This is a genomic window from Roseovarius sp. CAU 1744 (assembly GCF_039839345.1).
Taxonomy (GTDB): domain Bacteria; phylum Pseudomonadota; class Alphaproteobacteria; order Rhodobacterales; family Rhodobacteraceae; genus Roseovarius.
This window is the reverse complement of record NZ_JBDOQV010000009.1, coordinates 188,277-207,415: the sequence shown is the minus strand read 5'-3', so window position 1 is coordinate 207,415 and position 19,139 is coordinate 188,277. Positions and strand designations below refer to the sequence as shown.

Below are 19,139 nucleotides of genomic sequence, written 5' to 3'. Positions count from 1 at the left end.
CCAAATCAGACCAAGGCAGCCTGAGAGCAGCCGGACCAATGACAGGCGCCGTGCAGGGACCAGTCTTTGCATTCTGATTGCAGGCCAGGTTTCACAGCGCGGAAACATTCGCAACTGCCGCAATGCCGCCAGCGGGTTTTGCCGGGCAAGTTGACAAAATTACCCAGCCGGTTCTTGCGCCATTTGCGAATGAAAATCTGACGGACCTGGTTCTCAATTCTGACGGCGATCGTGATTCAAGACTAGGCGACACGCTGAAATTCACCCGTAGCAATGGTGCCACGCACAGCGTCGGGGTCATCGTGGACGGCATGCGGTAAAACGGTCTCCAGAACGACCTGTTCATTTTTGCACCGACAGTCGTGGATTTCGGCATCTTGGCATCGTCGGTGGAGTTGATTATTTACGTTTCCCCAGCTGGTTCGCGGACGGCTGTCCGACAAGGAGACTGAACGTGGCTCACATTGCAGACGCAAAATTCACTCATGGCAACCTGATGCGCCACGTATCGACAATGTCGTTGACGGCCAGTATCGGCCTGATGGCCGTTTTTGCCGTTGATCTGATCGACCTCTTTTTCATCTCGCTGCTTGGTGTGGATGAACTGGCAGCGTCGGCCGGATACGCGAGCACACTCATGTTTTTTGCCAGCGCCATCAACATCGGCTTGTCGATTGCCGCGGCGGCACTTGTTTCCCGGGCGATCGGCGGACACCGCGAAGAGGAAGCGCGCAGATATGCCACCAGTGTTGCCGCCTTTACAATTCTGATCGGCATACTGGTTCCGATCGTGATGCTCACCAACGCCGATTTCCTGCTGAACCTTGTGGGCGCGTCTGGCGAGATTGCGGAAAAATCCAAGTCCTATCTTTTTATCATCCTGCCCACGACGATGTTCTCGGGGATGGCAATGGTCGCCGTTGCGGTGCTGCGCGCCTATGGGGATGCCAGGCGTGCGATGTACCCTTCTCTTCTGGGGGGCGGGGTCAATGCGCTGCTTGATCCCATCTTCATCTTTTCACTGGGGCTGGGCCTGGAAGGCGCCGCCTGGGCGACGGCGATTGCCCGCATCGCCACGATGGGTTTCGCGCTTTATCCGGCGATCAAGGAATACGATGCCTTCGCCAAATTTGACCTCGGCAAGGTGTCCAGCGATATGGTCGAGGTTGTCGGCATCGCCATGCCCGCCGTTCTGACCAATATTGCAACGCCCTTGGGGACGGCCATCGTGACGCGGGAAATGGCAAAGTTCGGCACAGAGGCGGTGGCCGGCATGGCCGTTGTCGGACGGCTGACCCCGGTGGTCTTTGCCGTCGTCCTGGCGCTATCCGGTGCAATCGGCCCGATCATCGGACAGAATTACGGGGCCTCGCGCATGGACAGGGTCCGCGAAAGCTACATTGACGGGCTGAAATTTCTATCGGTCTACGTACTGCTTGCAGCGCTGGTTCTGTATTTCGTCCGGGTTCCGTTGGCCGACATGTTTGGCGCGGAAGGTGACGCGCGGGTCCTGCTCTACTGGTTTTGCGGCCCGCTGGCATTGGCGAATTTCTTCAATGGCGCGATTTTCGTTTCAAATGCCTCGTTCAACAATCTGGGCCACCCGGTCTATTCAAGCTGGATCAACTGGGGGCGGCACACCCTTGGCACCTGGCCGTTCGTCATCCTGTTCGCCGCCTGGTGGGGTGCCCCTGGTGTGCTGATCGGACAGGCCGTTGGCGGCGTGATCTTTGCAGCCATTGCGGTCTGGTTGAGTTTCCGGGTCATCGACTGCCCCGGCAAGAAACTGTTCATGCCGCATCTGTGCCCGCAACAGTATCGCCTGCAAGTCGTCGCCAACAGATCAATACGCTGAACGCGGCCAACGGCAAACATGGCTGCACCGGGAACGGATTTCCATTTAGCGCGCAATCCCAAAGGTTTGCCGGACTACCGGCGGCTGTCGCCTGTTGCGGTTTCACAGCTTCCGGTCAGCGCTCGGTGCCGTGCCGTACCGGGCGCGGTAGGCTCGGCTCAGGCTTTCACGCGCGGGAAATCCGCACATCAGGGCAATCGCACCGACTTTCTCATGTGAGTTGCGCAAGAGGTTCCTGGCATGATCCAGCCGCAGTTCCAGGTAATAGGCCTGCGGAGACTTGCCCAAATGACGCAGGAACAGGCGGCGCAGGCGCCAGATCTTCACGTTCAGCCGTGTGCAAATTTCCGAGATCTGAACCGGCGTTTCCACATTTGCCAGCATGATCTCGACCGCTTTGGCAAGGGTTCTGTCGGTTCGCGGCATCGACCAGTCATAACCGAACAACCCCTTGGCCTTGTCGGAATCAAGCGGACGGTAGTTCAGGATCTCAGCAACCTGACGCGCCAGCCGGGGGCTTTCGAAATGAGAAATCAGCGCAAGCGTCATGTCTATCGTCACCACGCCACCGGCGCTTGAGCACCGGTTGCCATGCAGGTCAAAGAGGCGATCCACGAAAAACGCATCATCCTGCCGTTCGCGAAACCCGGCAATGGCTTCGTGATGCACGGCTGCCGGGCGCTGATTCAGCAACCCCGCCTCGGCAAACAACAAGGCACCGGTATCCACGCAGCCCATCAACGTGCCTTTCCGGGCCTGGGCACGGAGCCATTTCATCAATGCCTTCGACGACATACGGTCAGGCGCGTAGGAGGCGAGCAGGATAATCGCGTCGGCCGTACCATCATCCAGAAAGCCGTCCACAGGGAATTTTCTGCCACTTGAAGACCGGGGGGTTTCGCTGTCCGAGCTTAGAATTCTCCAGTCAAAAACCGGGCGCGGACTCACCCGGTTGGCGATCCGCAGCGGTTCGATGATCAGGGATAGCGAAAGCAGGGGAAAACCCTCTCCGATGACGACGAAAATCGATTTTCTGTCACTTTGAGTCATGTTTTCGCTCTTTCAGGTCACCTAACTCTCTGCTCGAAATCCTACACTGATGCAACAACTCCCTGAGAGCGATCAGCATGACTCAGCACCTGGACCCCTTGTTCAACCCCCGCCGGATCGCGTTCATCGGTGGCCGCAACCTGACGCCCGCCCTCAGATATCACCGTGATCTTGGCTTTTCGGGCGAGACCTGGGTCGTGAACCCGAAATACGATGAGATCGAGGGGTTCGCCTGCGTGGACGGGGTCCAGAGCTTGCCCGCCGCGCCGGACCTTGCCTTCGTCGCCATCCGGCGCGAGGCCGCAATCGATGCCATTGCGGCATTGCGTGAGGCTGGGTGCCGGGCGGTGGTCTGCAATGCCGCCGGATTTGCCGAAACCGGCGACGACGGTCACGATCTGCAACGGCGCCTCATCGCCGCGGCGGGCGGCATGGCGCTGCTTGGGCCCAATGCCGTGGGCCTCGTCAACTACGTCGATCCGATGGCGGCGATGATGGATCAGTTCGGCGTGCATCAGGTTCAGCACGGCGTGGCCATCGTCAGCCAGGGCGGTGGTTTGCTGTGTGACGCCGTATTCAGTGACCGCAGCCTTCCAATCACCCATATGGTTGGCTGCGGCAACCAGGCGGTCACCGGGGTCGAGGCATGTGTGGACTACCTGCTGGAGGATCCAAGGGTGCGGGCCGTGGGCCTGTCGTTCGAGGGGCTTTATGATATCGCGGGCCTGCGCCGGGCGGCGATCAAGGCGTTGACGCTTGGCAAACCGATCGTCGCGATCAAGTTCGGCAAGACCGAGGCCGGCGCACAGGCTGCCGCCTCCCATACCGCCTCGATGACCGGCCTGGGCGCTGCGTGGGAGGCGTTGCTCGACCGCCTTGGCATCATATCCGCCAACTCGGAAAGCGAATTTTTCGAGACGATGAAACTGATCGCCTCCGGCCAGATGCCCGCCGGACGACGTGCGCTGGTGACCTGCGTTTCCGGCGTACTGGGCGTGATACTGGCCGACCACCTCAGCGCCGCGGGCTTTGCGTTACCTCAGCCTTCCGAGGCGCGCACAGAGCGGCTGCGCGGCTTGCTGCCCAACATCGCCACGCCCTGCAACCCTCAGGCGACCATGATTTCGATCAGCCGGGAACGCAGCGAGGCGTTATCGGCGTTTCTGTCGGCAAGGATGTCGGAGCGGACCGAAAATGTCGGCACCACGCCCAGATGATCCGCCGCGATGTTGCGCAGGCTGAGTTTCCAGTCATGCGGCGGAGGTGGCCCGCCACCGGGAATACCCCCGCCCGGGATGCCCGCGCCGCCGCCCGGCGAGGACCTGCACAGACTGACGTCCAGCGTCTCCAGCACCGGTTCTATGTGATTGGCATATGCAAACACACCCTCGGCCACCACCACATTGCCGTTATCGTCGCGCTCCTCTTCGTTGGCGGCAAAGAGCAGCCCGATCACACGCCGCGAGTTATCCACCACAACCGATCCGGAATCTCCGGGCAGCAGGAATGGATCGCCCTCTGCCAGATTGGCAAACTGAAAGACCGCTTCGCTGCTGACGCCGCCGCTTGAATAATGGATGATCAGCGAATCCTCGGTCGCTTCGCCGCGGGTTTCGCCGGTCGCGACGAAGGATGGCGGCCCGGCGAATATCGCGTTGCCATTCCGGCTTTCGTACATGGCGAGGTTCTGGAGCTGGGTTCCGGACGAGCTGTAGATCATGAAGACCGATCCGTCACCCTGGCTGAACTGAACCACGGGGGCCGGGATGTCCGGCCCGCTTGACCCGCCGGTCAGGATCATGCGTTCGCTTGGGGGAACGGTGGTAAAATCAACCGATGTCACGCGGCGGGTGATCGGGCCGATTGATCCCAACGTGTCAAGGATCAGCACATGGTCGTCACCGTAGATCATGTAGCGCAGGGTGGTGTTTGCCGCGCCCAGATGCGTAAGCGATCCGTTTGGGCCGGTGACGGTGATCCCCTGCTCGTTCAGCTCGACCGTCACGTCGCCGCTGCTGCTACTGGGGGCGTTGGTCCATTCGCCGGCGATGAACAGCCCCTCTTCGACGGCCAGGGAACTGGCCCCTGACGTGATCTCAATCTGATTGCTGAACTGGAATGCGCCGAGGCCGTCGAAATCGACGGAGATCGTCACGTCGAGGGCATCCACCGTGCCCGACGTTACCCGGGAGGTCCGGCCGCGCTTGCGAACCTCCATGCCGATATCGGCCACGCCGGTCCCGTCAATGGCACCAATATCGACGATCTCACACCGGGTATCGCGGTTCGCCGCGGTTGCCACCGCGGCGTCCAGCTGCCCGCCAAGCGCCGCGCGCTGCAACGTGCCGATTACATCGTCCGGGCAGGCACCCGCATCGGGCACTGAGGGCTGCACGATCTGGTCGCCGACCGCAAACATCTGATCCAGCGCAAGCACGTGGTAATTGCTCAACACCATCGGGTCGTCGGTCTGACTGTCCACCACCGGGCATCCCAGCGTCCCGGCGAATGCGTTGCCATCTATCTCGCGGCAACTTCCGATGCTGATGCCGCCGCGCAGCGGGTCATAGGACGCGGCATCGACCGACGCCGCCGCCTGCGGGACCGGCGCGGCAAGCACCATCGGCTTTGCCCGGCGCTGAACCACATCGGTCACCAAGCCGTCGAACCGCGCGGGGATACGTTCAGGCGGCGGAACATCGCGCTTGTTGCTGACATAGACCCGTATCGCCAGCTGATTGGTGCGCTTCCCGCCGACATATTTCCACCCGACACCAACCCCGGTGACACCGGGGCGCCTGAGCAACTCGCTTTCCGCTTTTCGCTTGGCGGTCAAGAACCTGGCAAAATCCATCTTGATAACCCCTTGTTGCGGTTACGAAATATTGACCAGGATCCGGACAAGCCCGGTACCTTCGGCAAGCGGCTCCATGGCCTTGCCGATGACGGCGCCAAAGGCCTTTGCCGGATCGTCTGCGCGCATCGCATGGCCCTTGCGCGAACCGCTGACCAGTAGGTCGCCGGTGTGAATGCTGCCGGGCTCCGCGTCGACCAGACAATAGACCTGGCCCATCAACGCAACCCGCGCGGCCGTTTCCCCGGCAGCTGTGCGCCCCAGCACGATTCCGGGGCGTTGCCCGCCGGCACCGGCCACGACACCGGCAACCCGCGTGTCATATGGCGTTGTCGTCGGGCAAATGGCACCCTCATCGGTCAAACGGACGACCTGCCCCGGCTCGGCGGCGGCATCGGTTCCCAGCCGGAATTCCTCGGCACAGTCACCATTGCTCAGAACGATATCGCCGGCATCGCCATTCAGCTCGATCGTCGCCTCGGAATTGTCAAAGATATTCTCTGCGTCCCGGGGGTACAGGTACATGTTCCCGGATCTGCCGTTTGTGCCGACCCGGACATTCGCGTCGCCGCCGATCATCGAGGTGATCGCGCCATCCCCGTCGCGGATTTCCAGCCGCTGGTCGCTGGCGCTCAGGTGGACGCGGGTTGCGCCCGACGTGTCCCGCAACAGCACATCGCCGTCCCCGGCGCTTCCGCCAAGGCTTGCGTTGCCGTTCTCTGCGTTCAGAACGATCGACGCCTGGGCGTTGTTGAAGATGTCCGACGCCTGCTGGGGATACAGAAACAGGTTGCCGGAACGTCCATTGCTGCCGGCGCGAATATTCGCATCGCCCCCCATCATCGCGGTGATCTCGCCACTTGGTTCACGGATTTCCATGCGCTGGCCGCCGGCACTGAGATGGACCCGCAGCGAACCGTCCGGCCCGCGCAAGAGCAGGTCTCCGTCGGCGCCACCGCCACCGGCATTGATATTGCCGTTTTGCGCCTGGATGCGGATGGTTGTCTGCCCCGATGAGTTCTGCGCCAGGAATGACCCCTCCTGACCGTCATTGCCGACGATGATGATCCCCGCCTCGGCATCCAGCAGGAATACTTGTGTGTTATCCCCGTCCTGCCCCAGAATCCTGCCCGAAATGCCGCTGCCGCCGATCCGCAGCGTTCCGGTCTGGCTGTTCACATGCAGGATCGCCTGGGAAGTTCCGGCAACGGTATTGGCGCCGCCATCGAAAATGGTAAGATCGCCATCCTGCCCATGCCCGCCGAAACTGAGGTTGTTGCCCGGCACCTGCCAGCGGAACACCATGTCGCCGTCAGCGTTGTGGCCGAAAATCGAACCGGTTTCCCTGTCCAGACGCAAGCGCACGACACCGGCGGCGTCAATGATGACCAAATCCCCTTCGAGAACCAGATCATTGGTCGGAATACCTTCATCTGTCATATTTTCACTCCCTGATCCTGAGGATACGCGACCGAAAAATTCGTAAGTAAAAATTGCTGTTACGCGGAAAATTGTACCCGGCGCCGTCGAATTATAGCACAATCAGACCGGAAAAGAGCGCCTTATCCGTTCAACCATTGCGGCAACACGGCAAATCCGGCTAGTCGGTGGTGCAATGACGCGGAACCGCGGCCACGACCGCCATTCCCGGGTAAACCTGCGGACGCGGCGTGGACATCGGGCAGCCGGTCGGTTTCTCCCGGGGGGTCCATTTACCGCCGCAACCGCAAGGAGATGCCTCGGGAATACGCGGGGAACAAAATCCTAGACATATCGAAATGACCGACGCACAGTAGGGTCGGAAACGCGCACAACCTAGATTCTTCAGGGGGGCTCTCATGAGCCAGTTTGAACAGGAGTCCGGTGCGCAATCAGAGACCGTATCCAAAGCCGGCGAGCTGCGGATATTCTTTTTCCTCGCGGTTTTGCTGGCACCCATTCTGAGTTTCGCCTTGGTTGGCGGATACGGGTTTCTGATCTGGATGTCCCAGCTCATGCTCGGGCCTCCCAGCCACTGAGCCGGGAGCGCGTGCGCAGCCATGAACCGACGGGAATTCCTTCGCGGAAGACCGCGATCCGACCCATCACCGCATCGCCCGCCCTGGGTGAGCGCGCAATCCCTGCTGCAGTGCACATCCTGCAACGCATGTGTTTCCGCTTGCCCCGAAAGCATCCTGGCACTTGACGGCGCGGGCATGCCCAAGGTCGATTTCTCGAATACCGGGTGCACCTTTTGCGGCGACTGCGCGACAGCCTGCACAGAAAGCGTTTTTGACCACGAACGCGAACCGGCGTGGCGGGTCAGCCTGACCATTTCCGACGGCTGTTTGCTGACATCCGGGGTCTCTTGCCAGTTATGTACGGATTTTTGCGACACCGATGCGCTGGCCTTGGACCTGTCGCAGCGCCCGGTGGGTGCCCTGCGGATCGATCAGAGCCGCTGCACCGGCTGCGGCATGTGCATCGGCGCCTGCCCGGTCACCGCAATCACGCTGACGCCACAGACGGAACGAGAGGCCGCATGACCAGCATGACGCATATCTCCAGCCTCCTAGTCACTGCGCAGCCGCGGATGGTGCGGCAGGTGGCAGGCGCGATCACATCCATGCCCATTGCCGAGATCGCCCATACTGATGCCTCCGGCAAGATCATCGTGACGCTGGAAACCCCTGATGAAAGCGCCATCGTCCAGGCGCTTACCAATATTCAGCTTCTGGACGGCGTGGTCAGCGCCGCCCTTGTCTATCATCACGCCGAAGCCCTGGCCGAAGCGCCCACCCCCCCACCGAACCGGAAGGAAAACAGCCATGGCAGACTTTACCCGTCGTGATGTAATCAAGGCTCAGGCCGTGGCCGCCGCGGCGGCGGCGGCCGGTGTGGCGGTACCCGCCGCCGCGCAAAACCTTGTCACTGATGCCGAACTGACGGAATTGAAATGGTCCAAGGCCCCGTGCCGGTTTTGCGGTACGGGCTGTTCGATCATGGTGGCGACCAAGGCCGGCAGGGTCGTGGCCACCCATGGCGACAGCAAGGCCGAGGTGAACCGGGGCCTGAACTGCGTCAAAGGTTATTTTCTGTCAAAGATCATGTATGGCGCTGATCGGCTGACCCAGCCGCTTCTGCGGAAAACCGACGGGGTCTACGACAAGAACGGCGCATTCACCCCCGTCTCGTGGGACGAGGCCTTCGACATCATGGCCGAGAAATGGAAGGCCACGCTCAAAGAGAAAGGCCCGAAGGGTATCGGCATGTTCGGGTCGGGCCAGTGGACCGTGTGGGAGGGATACGCCGCCTCGAAGCTGATGAAAGCGGGTTTCCGTTCCAACAATATCGACCCCAATGCGCGGCACTGCATGGCCTCGGCGGTGGGCGGTTTCATGCGCACCTTTGGCATCGACGAGCCGATGGGCTGTTACGACGATTTCGAGAATGCGGATGCCTTCGTGCTGTGGGGCTCGAACATGGCCGAGATGCACCCGATACTGTGGACCCGGCTTGCCGACCGCAAGTTCAGCCACCCGCATGTCAGGGTGGCGGTGCTGTCGACCTTCAAGCACCGCAGTTTCGACCTGGCCGACCTGCCGATGGTGTTCACCCCGCAGACCGATCTGGTGCTGCTGAACTATATCGCCAACTATCTCATTCAGAATGATGCGGTGAACCACGATTTCGTCGGGAAACACGTGAACTTCCGGCGCGGCAACCCCGATATCGGCTACGGGCTGCGCCCGGAACATCCGCTGGAGCAGGCGGCCGCCAATGCCGACAAGGTGGGCGGCTCCTCGGAAATGACATTCGAGGAATTCGCCGCCTTCGTGGCGCCCTACACGCTGGAATATGCCGAGGAGATGTCAGGCGTACCGGCGCACCGGATCGAGGAAATGGCCAGGATCTATGCCGACCCGGACACCAAGGTCATGTCGCTGTGGACCATGGGCGTGAACCAGCACACCCGCGGGGTCTGGGTCAACAACATGATCTACAACATCCACCTGTTGACGGGCAAAATCTCGACCCCCGGCAACTCGCCTTTCTCGCTGACCGGCCAGCCTTCGGCCTGCGGCACCGCGCGCGAGGTCGGCACCTTTGCCCACCGCCTGCCGGCTGACCTGGTGGTGACAAACGAGGAACACCGCAAGTTTGCCGAGAAGGTCTGGAAACTGCCCGAGGGGACGATCCCCGACAAGGTCGGTGCCCACGCGGTGTTGCAGAACCGGCTGCTGAAAGACAGCAAGATCAATTGCTACTGGGTGCAGGTGAACAACAACATGCAGGCCGCGCCGAACATGATGGAAGAAGGCTATCCCGGCTATCGCAATCCCGACAATTTCATTGTCGTCTCGGATGCCTACCCGACCGTCACCGCCGAGGCCGCGGACCTGATCCTGCCCACCGCGATGTGGGTCGAGAAAGAGGGGGCATATGGCAATGCCGAACGCCGCACTCAGTTCTGGCATCAACTGGTCGATGCGCCGGGTGAAAGCATGTCGGATCTGTGGCAACTGGTCGAATTTTCCAAGCGCTTCACCACCGACGAGGTCTGGGAGCCCGGGTTGCTGGATGCCAATCCCGACTACAAGGGCAAGACCCTGTACGAGGTGCTCTTTGCCAACGGGCAGGTCGATGCCTTTCCGCTGAGCGATACGAGCCCGGACAACGCCAATCACGAAGCGGCGGCTTTTGGCTTCTACATCCAGAAGGGCCTGTTCGAGGAATATGCGCAGTTCGGGCGCGGCCATGGCCATGACCTCGCGCCGTTCGATACCTATCACAAGGAACGCGGCCTGCGCTGGCCCGTGGTCGATGGCAAGGAGACGCTATGGCGCTTCAAGGAGGGGTCGGACCCCTATGCGAAACCCGGATCGGATTACGATTTCTACGGCAAGCCCGATGGGCGCGCGGTAATCTTCGCCCTGCCCTACGAACCCCCCGCCGAAAGCCCGGACGCGGAATACCCTTTCTGGCTGACAACCGGTCGCGTGCTGGAACACTGGCATTCGGGTTCGATGACGCAGCGGGTGCCTGAACTTTACAAGGCGGTACCGGATGCGTTGTGCTACATGCACCCGGACGACGCCAGGGCACAGGGGCTCAGGCGCGGCTCGGAAGTACGTGTCGCATCGCGACGCGGCGAAATCATCACCCGCATCGAAACCCGTGGCCGCAACCAGCCGCCGCGCGGGCTGGTATTCGTACCGTGGTTCGACGCCAGCCAACTGATCAACAAGGTGACTCTGGACGCAACCGATCCGATCTCGAAACAGACCGATTTCAAGAAATGCGCTGTGAAAATTGAACCGGTGATGGGGTAACATCATGAAAAATCTGCTTATTCCGGCCCTCATTGCATTGTCCGTCTCGGCGGCATCCGCCGAGAACCAGTTGGCCACGCTGCGCGGCAGCGCGCCGTTGGATGAAAACGCCAGCGCGCCGGTGATCCCCAAGATCGTCAACTCCGATATCCGGCAGGTCCGCAACTATCCCGAACAACCGCCAGTCATACCGCACAAGATCGACGGCTATCAGATCGACCTGAAATACAATCAATGCCTGACCTGTCACGCGCGCTCGGCGATCGAGATCAGCCAGGCACCGATGGTGTCGATCACGCATTTCATGGATCGCGACGGACAGTTCCTTGCCTCGGTGTCACCGCGGCGGTTCTTTTGCACCCAATGCCATGTGCCGCAATCCGAAGCACGGCCCCAGCTTGAGAACAGCTTTGTCGATGTGGACGAGGTGCTGGACTATATCCAGTCGCACGGGGAGGGCCATCAGTAATGCGCCGCATGGTTTCGCGAATCTGGCGGGTCATGAGCAGACCCGCAACCCATCTATCGCTTGGATTTCTGACGATCGGCGGCTTTGTCATGGGCATCATTTTCTGGGGCGGTTTCAACACCGCGCTTGAACTGACAAATACCGAGAAATTCTGCGTCAGCTGTCACGAAATGCGCGATAATGTCTTCGCCGAGCTTCAGGCGACGGTGCATTATTCCAATGCCTCCGGCGTGCGCGCAACCTGCCCGGATTGCCATGTGCCGCACGCGTGGTCGTCCAAGATCGCGCGCAAGATGGCCGCCTCGAAGGAGGTGTACGGCAAGATTTTCGGCACGATCAGCACGCGCGAGAAATTCGAGGCCAAGCGGTTCGAACTGGCGCAGCATGAATGGGCGCGGTTCGAGGCCAATGACAGCCTGGAATGCCGCAACTGCCATTCGGCCGAGAGCATGGACATCACCTTGCAAAGCAAGCGGGCGTCCGAAGCCCATGAGACATTCCTGCTGACCGGAGAAAAGACCTGTATTTCATGCCACAAGGGCATCGCGCATGAATTGCCGGACATGAGCGAGGCGGCCAGGATGGAGCGCGATGCGCCCGGCGTGCTTCAATCCTATCTGAGCGCAACCGCAGAGTGATAAGCAACACCGGGGCAAACCCTCCCGTTGCCGCCCGAGCGGCGGATTGTCCTCTGTCAGGCGATCCGAGGTTGCCCACGCGTCGGAGAGTATCCTAGGGTTGCCATCACAGACCACAGCGGCCCTTACTTGGACAAACACAGGTGTTCTTTAGACTTCAGATCGCGATTGCCGGAGCGTATGCGACAGGGACAGAAGCCGATCACACCCGCTCACGCGCCCCGAATGAGCCCCCGACACATGGCGCGCGCGGTTGAAACAACCCTGCCCCGGCGCATTCTGGCACTGTCCGGCGGCGGTGTCAGAGGGATCGTCGAGGTGGCTTTTCTCGAGGCGGCGGAAACGGTCTACAAGCGACGGTTCGGCCCGGAAACCCAACTCTGCGACATCTTCCACCTGATCGGCGGAACATCGACAGGAGCCTTGATTGCCACCGCCCTCTCGCTCGGGTTGCCGCTCTCTCGGATCAAGGCGTTCTACCTGGAACAGGCGTCCGAATTCTTTGAACGGCGTCGCTGGCTGGGCGGGATCAGGCCGGGCGGCGTTTTCGACAGCGACGCGCTGGAGCGGGAATTTCGCGGCACCGTCGGGGATATCTTGCTGGGTGATCCGGCATTTCGGACCTATCTGGCGATCGTCACCAAGCGGCTGGATACCGGCAGTCCCTGGATCGTCAACAACATTCCGACAGCGCCCTATTTCGAAGACGCGCCGGACGGTTCGTATCTTGGCAACCGGCATTACCCGGTTGCGCAGCTCCTGCGGGCAGCGACCGCCGCACCGACCTTCTTCGAACAGCAAAGCCTGCAGATCGGTCCCGGCCAGCGGGCGACTTTCGTGGATGGCGGCCTTTCCCCGCACAACGATCCCAGCCTCGCCCTGCTGAAGCTCGCGCGTCTGAGCGCCTTTGGACTGAACTGGCCGGTCGGGGAAGAGCAGCTTTTTGTTCTGTCCGTCGGAGCCGGCCGTTTCCGGCAACGGATCAAGCCCGCACTGGCCGAGAAAGCCTGGCCGCTGCAACTGGCCTATTTGGCGATGCGCGGCATGGTCGGCGACGCGGAAGAGCACACACTGGCCATGATGCAATGGCTCGGAAAATCGCGGCGTCCGATATGCGTGAATTCGGAAATCGGATCCCTGGCGGATGATCACCTGACACCCGACCCGATATTTTCCTTCCTCCGACTGGACTTACCGCTGGAGGAGGCCGAATTGAAATCAGCAGGGCTGGATGTTCCGGCAGGCGATCTCAGGCGGTTCCGGCGATTTGACGATCCCGGCATCATTCGTCCGATCTATGACCTGACACGTGCCTATATCGACGCGAAGTTGGATCTGGACACGCTGCTGATGGATCCCCCAACTCGGTGAGGCTTGCGCCGACATCGGCGGGTTTCGGATGCTTGGGTTTTCGTGCCGCCCTTCGCAGGCCATCTGCGCCCCGGGTCAACCCGGCAACCGATGACCAGAACCGGATCACCGCTGGCCGCGCGATGTCACAAGGGGCACCATAGCGCGGCGCAAGACCGGCCCGGGCCTGCACAGCAGGTCAAGCTGTCAGCCGACCGGTACCAGGTGATTGTCCCAGGCACAGTCGTGTCGCGACAGCCTCTCCGTATGTGCCTTGCGATCTGCCAGCACATCGCCCGTCCCGGTGGTAAAGACAAACCCGGCCGCCAGCGGCGCAACCCCGCAGATATCCGGTGCCGTGATCGTGTGCTGCAACCGGCCGCCCAGGTCGATCCGTCCGGCAAGGCCGCCGCGCGGACCGGTAAACGCGATGGCCTCCCCACCGCCGGAAAACGCGACGCTGCCGACATAACCCTGCATATCCCGTTCCGGCCCGGTGCGGTGAAACCGTAGCCCGCCACCCGGCACATGGGTTGCCAGCAAGGGCGGGACATCGACCGGATCGCCCTGCCACTGGCAGGCAACGGCGACGCGGCCTTCGGCGCTGACGGCAAGGTGGCGCATCGAGTTCATGTGCCATTCGCCGGGCGGTTCGAATTGATCCAGCAACGCACCATCCGGTGTCAGGTAGCTGAGGTTCGGGCGCATATCTGGCAGGTTCAACTTGGCGCGGCCGGTATCGGGGTGGGTCTCGATCCCGCCATTCGCCACGACAAGCGTCTGATGATCGTGCAGAAAGCGAATATCATGCGGACCGACCCCACCCGAGGGAAACTCGCCGACGCGGCGAAAATCATTCTGGCTGTCCCAGACGCCAACCATACCGCGCGCGGCATCAAAATCGTTCTCGGTCGTGAAAAGATACCGGCCATCACCCGAAAATGCGCCGTGACCGTAGAAATGGCGGTGGGGCGGCGTCTCCAGCCGGGCGATGATGGTCTTGGTCAGGCAATCCATCACGATGGCAAAACGTCCGGGGCGGCGCGCAAAGGCAACAGCCAGAGGGAGCGTGGGATGCGCCGCTGCGGCATGTCCACGCGCAGGCAGGGGAAGATCGAACACCGCCCTGCCCTGACGATCAAGGCCAAGCAGCGCGAAATCACCCGCCGGGCGCCGCGCAGCGGACAGATATGCCGGGTTGCCCACGTCGGCCCAGCCCGGGCGCGGGATAATGCCGGTGGCCAACATCCCGGCAAGGAAAGCACGGCGGGTTCTCATCAGTCGCCATCCAGCGCGTTGAACCCGGCCGCCACGCCAAGGTTTGGGCCCAGATCCCGATCGACGATGCGGCGGATGCCGTTGAGCTCGGTCAGCAGCACCTCGATCCTGAACCGGCCCTGCGGTGTCAGGACACCCATGAATACCGGATCATCCAGCGCCGCCATGCCGGCGGCAAAACGGCTTAGGGAATTGTCCAGCCGTTTCATCAGGTCGGGATTGTCGCGCGCCAGTTTCAGCGCCAGCCCGCCGCTGCCGGCAACCGCCTCGCCCGCCAGGATCTGGCTGAGCCCCGACCGCCAGGCCTCGGCCCGCTTGGGGCGCGGCTTTTCAACTGTACCCAGGGGCCGGCCAAAACGCATGTCGGCGGTAAACTGCAGCCCGGTTCGGGCGGATTTGTAAAGCACCTGCAACACTTCTTGCTGCGTCCGGTACGGGGTATCTTTGCCCGGGTCAATCAGCCCCGGAGCATATGACCGCCAGGCACGGGCCAGATCGCGGGCCGTTGCAAATATGTCCTGAGCGATCACCGCAACCAGGGCGCAATACCTGTCCTCCTGCCGGCGGGACCGGAGATCGGGATCACCAAGAAGATAATCCAGCGCATGAAACCCCCGCGCCGCAACCGAGATATTGCGATAGGCCGCAACGTCCGGCGCGGCTTCCCCTTGGTCCGACAGAAGTTTGCGCAAGGTCTTCGGCGTGCTTCCCCGGGGGTCCGGCCAGAAGGTCAGCGCAAAGGCCCGGTTGTCCTCTTCCGAGGGGCCGAAACGCAGATGGCTGACACGGATCCATGCCCGGAAGGCCTTGGAATAAGCCGCCGTCAGATCGGCACCCGCACAAGTTTCGGCGGCAGTATCGGCCAACCGTTCGGCGGCGGTTTCGAGCGCATCGAACCCGCCGATGATTTCCTCTTCGACGATATTGCGGATCAACTCGGCATTCCGGTCAGCGTTGGCCGTCACTGGCAGGACGATGCACAACAGGAACATGCAGCACAGGGTTCTCATAGGCTCTCCAGGAATCGTATCAGCGCCGTCCGGTCGGCAGCAGGCATGTCGATCACGCTGTCGCGGTGCGACGCGGCCTCACCGCCGTGCCACAACACCGCCTCCAGCAGTGAACGCGCCCGCCCGTCATGCAGAAAGTAGCTGTGGCCCGAGACCTGCTGCGTCAGACCTATGCCCCAAAGCGGCGGGGTGCGCCATTCACGTCCGGTCGCGCGTGCCTCGGGGCGGTTGTCGGCCAGACCGTCTCCCATGTCGTGCAGCAGCATGTCGGTGTAGGGCCAGATCAGTTGAAAACTCTGTTCCGGCTGATCCGCCAGGCGGTGGGTGACATAGGCAGGGCGGTGGCACGAAGTACAGCCGGTGTCATAGAACATCTTCTTGCCGCGCAGCACCTGCGGATCGTCCGCGTCGCGCCGGGCGGGCACGCCCAGATTGCGGCTGTAGAATGTCACCAGGTCCAGCCCCTCGGCCCCGATCTCGTGGATACGTTCGTCGCCGTCCCCGTGCGGCGCGGCGCGGCAATCGGACTGCGCGGCGGTGCATTCGCCCCAGGCCGCGGGAAAAAGCGGGGTCGAGATGCCCAGATCCCCCGCAAATGCCGCAGCCGATTGATGCCGGACCGTGGGTGCCCCCGCCTTGAGGCCAAAGCGCCCCAGCATTGGCTGGTCATGTTCCACCGACCAGACGATATTCGCCCGGCCCGAGATTCCATCACCATCGGCATCATCCGGGTCAGCGCCGGCCAAGATGTCCACGGCCGGGATCGCCTCGAGCAGGCCCAGCCCGATCATCTGCGGGGCAATGCGCGGGCTCAGCATGGCATCGGGGTGAAGCGGGCCATAGCCCAGATCGGCGGCCCTGTAAGCCGGACGGCGCAGATGGGCGACCTCACCCTCCGAAAGCGGAACGTCGATTTCCTGATAGTCGATCTGCAGCCGGTACTCGGCGGCGTGACCGGGCAGGCTGAAATCCTGCAATTGCGAGCCATAGACCGGGTCCGGCGCGGTGGCGATATAGCCTTCGATCTCGGCCATGCGGTCCGCCTCTCCGCCGGGGATCGACACGCGCAGGAACATCGAGATGGCATTGTCATCCTGCCCCTCCGGCGGATGGCCGCGCCCGTCCTTCAGGTGACAGCGCTGACAGGACCGGGCGTTGTAAAGCGGGCCCAGCCCGTCGGAGGCCAGGGTCGAAGAGGGCGACGACACCCAGAGCTTGCGAAATAGCCCGTTGCCCACCTTGAAATCCAGCTCATCCGCGAAGGGCATGTTGGCCGATGGCTGCGAGAAGGCGTCGGCATTTGCCCGTACACGCACGGTCGCCGCCCCCGCCGAAAGTTCTTCGAATTGCTGTGGTTCGCTGAAATCCGCCGGCAGCGCAAGAACCTTGTCGACCCTTGCCTGTTCCACTGCGGTTCTGGGGATGATGTTCAGATGCGGTTCGTCCGGCGGACCGGCATTGGCAGCCGGGGCAAGCCCGGCCGCCAGAAACACAAGGCTACTCAGCCTCGTCCATGGGGGTGGCATTAAGTTGCGCATATTTCTCGGCACCGAGCGACTCGAAGAGTTCAAGTTGGGTTTCAAGGAAGTCGATATGCCCTTCTTCGTCGGCCATCAGGTCTTCGAAGAGCTTCATCGTGACATAGTCGCCCGCATCGTTGCAGACATCGCGCGCCTCCTTGTAGAGCGCCCTTGCGGATTGTTCGGCCGCAAGATCGCATTCCAGCGTCTCCTTCGGGTTCTGCCCGATCCTGAGCGGATCGAGCTTTTGCAGGTTCGGATGTCCGCCCAGAAAGATGATCCGCTCGATCAGCTTGTCGGCGTGTTCCATCTCTTCGATGCTTTCCTCGCGGCTTTTCTTGGCCATCCGGCCCAGGCCCCAATCATCCTGCAGACGGTAGTGCAGCCAGTACTGGCTGACCGCGGTCAATTCGTGGCGCAATGCCTTGTTGAGATAATCAATTACCTTGCTGTCGCCCTGCATATCTTGTTTTCCTGTGTTGCCCGTGGCTTGAGGCCACGGAGTTCCATGGGTACTTCCAGATTATCATTGTTTCGCATCGTGGCCAGAAACAGCGGCATACATCCGCCGCAATCCGCTGCCTTGCCAAGCGCGTGATAGATCCTTCCGGGGGTGATGAGGGCCTCACTGTCGGCGGCCCGCATCCAGTCGATCGCGGCGTGAATGTCGTGATCTGCGATATTCTGACAGTGGCAGACGATCATGTTTCTTCCTCAGAATTCATAGGCAAAAAGCGTGCCGATGGTGTGGCTGTCTTCCCCGCCCTCGTCGCCGTAGCGATAGCCGATGGCGCCGGTGAAGTTCTCGAACAGCTCCATCTCGGCAGAGACTGTAACCAGGTGATCGGTTGGCATGGTCTGTACGTCGCGCAGCGAATAGACGGCCGACACCGTCACCGGACCAACCGGCGCGGCCAGTCCCAGGGTGCCATAGCTGGCCGAATCGCGCGTGCCGTCAAACTCGTCGAACCACGCGACCTCGGCCAGCAGTTCCAGCGGAAAGGAACCGGTCTCGACCGTATGGGTCAGGCCAAGCACCGCGCCGGTCTGATCGGCTGCATCGCCGCGGCCTTTCGCCTGATACTGGATGCCGACATTATACCCCGTTGCCCCGAAGGTACCCGCCACGGACAACGCCACGGATTCCGGGCTGCTGGTATTCGACACGCCACCCGCCGGCAGGCTGTTCTGGCCGCGTTCGGTGCCGATGGAATCGCTCAGGATTGTGCGATCGGCCTGAAAGACGGCGAAGGACAGCTCATGCTCGCCGGCACCGGCGGCAAAGGGCACGACCACGGCCGCGCCGAGTTTCTCGGTGATCTCGTAATCTTCGGCGAAATCCGCGCCATAGATCCCCGGCGCGACGTCCCAGGCCGAGCCGAAAGCGGGGTTGAACTTGCCCAGGACCACCTGCGCCTTGCCGAAATCATGGGCAAAGAACAGCTCTTCGGCGTAAAATCCGTGATCTTCCAGGAAACTGTCACTGGTCGGATCCATGACCTGTTCGATCAACAGGGTCGCGTTCAACGATGTGTTCCGGGTGAACGAAAACGAAAGCGCGCCTTCGATGGTGGCGTATGTGTTGTTGATTTCCGCTGCCGGATCGGAGGAATCGAAGGTGAAATCGCTTTGCAGTTCGACAGAGAATTCAGCCGAGAACGGCGACGAGGTTTCTTGTGCGTTGGCGGCGGCGCCGATGACGGTTGCGGATGCTGCAAGAAGCAGGGTGGATCGCATCATGTATTTGTCCATTTCCGGGTTGTAAGGGCAGGAAACTCCGCCCGTAAGTTATGTTATATCGTA

18 protein-coding genes are annotated in these 19,139 nt (G+C 61.6%); 9 read left to right on the top strand and 9 right to left on the bottom strand.

Annotated elements, in window-relative coordinates:
* Positions 1–454: 454 nt before the first annotated feature.
* A complete protein-coding gene (locus AAFO92_RS18580) occupies positions 455–1,855 on the top strand; it encodes an MATE family efflux transporter (protein WP_347537688.1) in 1,401 nt (466 codons plus the stop codon).
* 102 nt (positions 1,856–1,957) lie between these two features.
* Here AAFO92_RS18580 and AAFO92_RS18575 read toward each other — a convergent pair whose 3' ends face one another.
* Positions 1,958–2,905, bottom strand: a complete 948-nt coding sequence (locus tag AAFO92_RS18575; protein WP_347537686.1) for a helix-turn-helix domain-containing protein — start codon at positions 2,903–2,905, stop codon at positions 1,958–1,960.
* 77 nt (positions 2,906–2,982) lie between these two features.
* On the opposite strand from AAFO92_RS18575, the gene AAFO92_RS18570 reads away from it, so the two are divergent.
* Entirely contained in the window at positions 2,983–4,122 is a 1,140-nt protein-coding gene (locus AAFO92_RS18570; protein ID WP_347537684.1) for a CoA-binding protein, read from the top strand.
* Here AAFO92_RS18570 and AAFO92_RS18565 read toward each other — a convergent pair.
* Entirely contained in the window at positions 4,014–5,759 is a 1,746-nt protein-coding gene (locus AAFO92_RS18565; RefSeq protein ID WP_347537682.1) for a hypothetical protein, read from the bottom strand. The two genes, AAFO92_RS18570 and AAFO92_RS18565, sit on opposite strands and share 109 nt — an antisense overlap.
* Positions 5,760–5,780: 21 nt before the next feature.
* On the bottom strand, positions 5,781–7,199 hold the full coding sequence (locus AAFO92_RS18560) for a hypothetical protein (protein ID WP_347537680.1): 1,419 nt from the start codon (positions 7,197–7,199) through the stop codon (positions 5,781–5,783).
* Between the two features lie 398 nt (positions 7,200–7,597).
* On the opposite strand from AAFO92_RS18560, the gene AAFO92_RS18555 reads away from it, so the two are divergent.
* The 7 genes from AAFO92_RS18555 (at position 7,598) to AAFO92_RS18525 (ending at position 13,549) form a co-directional block, all read left to right on the top strand.
* Positions 7,598–7,777, top strand: a complete 180-nt coding sequence (locus AAFO92_RS18555; RefSeq protein ID WP_347537678.1) for a periplasmic nitrate reductase, NapE protein — start codon at positions 7,598–7,600, stop codon at positions 7,775–7,777.
* A 21-nt stretch (positions 7,778–7,798) separates the two neighbouring features.
* The gene (napF, locus tag AAFO92_RS18550; RefSeq protein WP_347537677.1) at positions 7,799–8,284 is read left to right on the top strand and encodes a ferredoxin-type protein NapF; all 486 of its coding nucleotides are present in this window, start codon (positions 7,799–7,801) and stop codon (positions 8,282–8,284) included.
* On the top strand, positions 8,281–8,589 hold the full coding sequence (locus AAFO92_RS18545) for a chaperone NapD (RefSeq protein WP_347537676.1): 309 nt from the start codon (positions 8,281–8,283) through the stop codon (positions 8,587–8,589). The genes napF and AAFO92_RS18545 overlap by 4 nt, the downstream gene beginning before the upstream one ends.
* Positions 8,567–11,071 carry a nitrate reductase catalytic subunit NapA gene (gene napA, locus AAFO92_RS18540; protein ID WP_347537675.1) on the top strand — a complete coding sequence of 835 codons (2,505 nt, stop codon included), beginning with the start codon at positions 8,567–8,569 and terminating at the stop codon, positions 11,069–11,071. The genes AAFO92_RS18545 and napA overlap by 23 nt, the downstream gene beginning before the upstream one ends.
* Before the next feature lie 4 nt (positions 11,072–11,075).
* Complete coding sequence (locus tag AAFO92_RS18535) at positions 11,076–11,540, top strand: nitrate reductase cytochrome c-type subunit (protein WP_347537673.1); 465 nt, start codon at positions 11,076–11,078, stop codon at positions 11,538–11,540.
* Positions 11,540–12,178, top strand: a complete 639-nt coding sequence (locus AAFO92_RS18530; RefSeq protein ID WP_347537671.1) for a NapC/NirT family cytochrome c — start codon at positions 11,540–11,542, stop codon at positions 12,176–12,178. The genes AAFO92_RS18535 and AAFO92_RS18530 overlap by 1 nt, the downstream gene beginning before the upstream one ends.
* Positions 12,179–12,418: 240 nt before the next feature.
* Positions 12,419–13,549: a patatin-like phospholipase family protein gene (locus AAFO92_RS18525; RefSeq protein ID WP_347537669.1), complete on the top strand. Its 1,131-nt coding sequence runs from the start codon at positions 12,419–12,421 to the stop codon at positions 13,547–13,549.
* A gap of 186 nt (positions 13,550–13,735) precedes the next feature.
* Here AAFO92_RS18525 and AAFO92_RS18520 read toward each other — a convergent pair whose 3' ends face one another.
* Genes AAFO92_RS18520 through AAFO92_RS18495 form a run of 6 tightly spaced genes read right to left on the bottom strand, consistent with a single transcriptional unit; the run spans position 13,736 to position 19,076 of the window.
* Complete coding sequence (locus AAFO92_RS18520; RefSeq protein ID WP_347537667.1) at positions 13,736–14,806, bottom strand: DUF1513 domain-containing protein; 1,071 nt, start codon at positions 14,804–14,806, stop codon at positions 13,736–13,738.
* Entirely contained in the window at positions 14,806–15,816 is a 1,011-nt protein-coding gene (locus AAFO92_RS18515; RefSeq protein WP_347537665.1) for an imelysin family protein, read from the bottom strand. Before AAFO92_RS18515 ends, AAFO92_RS18520 begins: the two co-directional genes overlap by 1 nt.
* A complete protein-coding gene (locus AAFO92_RS18510) occupies positions 15,813–17,342 on the bottom strand; it encodes a di-heme oxidoredictase family protein (protein ID WP_347537663.1) in 1,530 nt (509 codons plus the stop codon). Before AAFO92_RS18510 ends, AAFO92_RS18515 begins: the two co-directional genes overlap by 4 nt.
* Positions 17,314–17,799 carry a bacterioferritin gene (gene bfr / locus AAFO92_RS18505; protein ID WP_347537661.1) on the bottom strand — a complete coding sequence of 162 codons (486 nt, stop codon included), beginning with the start codon at positions 17,797–17,799 and terminating at the stop codon, positions 17,314–17,316. The genes AAFO92_RS18510 and bfr overlap by 29 nt, the downstream gene beginning before the upstream one ends.
* Positions 17,778–18,041, bottom strand: coding sequence for a (2Fe-2S)-binding protein (locus AAFO92_RS18500; RefSeq protein WP_347537659.1), 264 nt, complete (start codon positions 18,039–18,041; stop codon positions 17,778–17,780). The genes bfr and AAFO92_RS18500 overlap by 22 nt, the downstream gene beginning before the upstream one ends.
* Before the next feature lie 9 nt (positions 18,042–18,050).
* Positions 18,051–19,076, bottom strand: a complete 1,026-nt coding sequence (locus AAFO92_RS18495) for a hypothetical protein (RefSeq protein WP_347537657.1) — start codon at positions 19,074–19,076, stop codon at positions 18,051–18,053.
* Positions 19,077–19,139: the final 63 nt, after the last annotated feature.

Bases quoted from the DNA above. Each gene is read 5' to 3' on its own strand.
- AAFO92_RS18495 (WP_347537657.1), bottom strand. From the start codon at position 19,076: ATGATGCGATCCACCCTGCTTCTTGCAGCATCCGCAACCGTCATCGGC.
- napA (WP_347537675.1), top strand. From the start codon at position 8,567: ATGGCAGACTTTACCCGTCGTGATGTAATCAAGGCTCAGGCCGTGGCC.
- AAFO92_RS18530 (WP_347537671.1), top strand. From the start codon at position 11,540: ATGCGCCGCATGGTTTCGCGAATCTGGCGGGTCATGAGCAGACCCGCA.
- bfr (WP_347537661.1), bottom strand. From the start codon at position 17,799: ATGCAGGGCGACAGCAAGGTAATTGATTATCTCAACAAGGCATTGCGC.
- AAFO92_RS18500 (WP_347537659.1), bottom strand. From the start codon at position 18,041: ATGATCGTCTGCCACTGTCAGAATATCGCAGATCACGACATTCACGCC.
- AAFO92_RS18575 (WP_347537686.1), bottom strand. From the start codon at position 2,905: ATGACTCAAAGTGACAGAAAATCGATTTTCGTCGTCATCGGAGAGGGT.
- AAFO92_RS18555 (WP_347537678.1), top strand. From the start codon at position 7,598: ATGAGCCAGTTTGAACAGGAGTCCGGTGCGCAATCAGAGACCGTATCC.
- AAFO92_RS18545 (WP_347537676.1), top strand. From the start codon at position 8,281: ATGACCAGCATGACGCATATCTCCAGCCTCCTAGTCACTGCGCAGCCG.
- AAFO92_RS18570 (WP_347537684.1), top strand. From the start codon at position 2,983: ATGACTCAGCACCTGGACCCCTTGTTCAACCCCCGCCGGATCGCGTTC.
- AAFO92_RS18535 (WP_347537673.1), top strand. From the start codon at position 11,076: ATGAAAAATCTGCTTATTCCGGCCCTCATTGCATTGTCCGTCTCGGCG.
- AAFO92_RS18565 (WP_347537682.1), bottom strand. From the start codon at position 5,759: ATGGATTTTGCCAGGTTCTTGACCGCCAAGCGAAAAGCGGAAAGCGAG.
- AAFO92_RS18560 (WP_347537680.1), bottom strand. From the start codon at position 7,199: ATGACAGATGAAGGTATTCCGACCAATGATCTGGTTCTCGAAGGGGAT.
- AAFO92_RS18525 (WP_347537669.1), top strand. From the start codon at position 12,419: ATGGCGCGCGCGGTTGAAACAACCCTGCCCCGGCGCATTCTGGCACTG.
- AAFO92_RS18515 (WP_347537665.1), bottom strand. From the start codon at position 15,816: ATGAGAACCCTGTGCTGCATGTTCCTGTTGTGCATCGTCCTGCCAGTG.
- AAFO92_RS18510 (WP_347537663.1), bottom strand. From the start codon at position 17,342: ATGCCACCCCCATGGACGAGGCTGAGTAGCCTTGTGTTTCTGGCGGCC.
- napF (WP_347537677.1), top strand. From the start codon at position 7,799: ATGAACCGACGGGAATTCCTTCGCGGAAGACCGCGATCCGACCCATCA.
- AAFO92_RS18520 (WP_347537667.1), bottom strand. From the start codon at position 14,806: ATGAGAACCCGCCGTGCTTTCCTTGCCGGGATGTTGGCCACCGGCATT.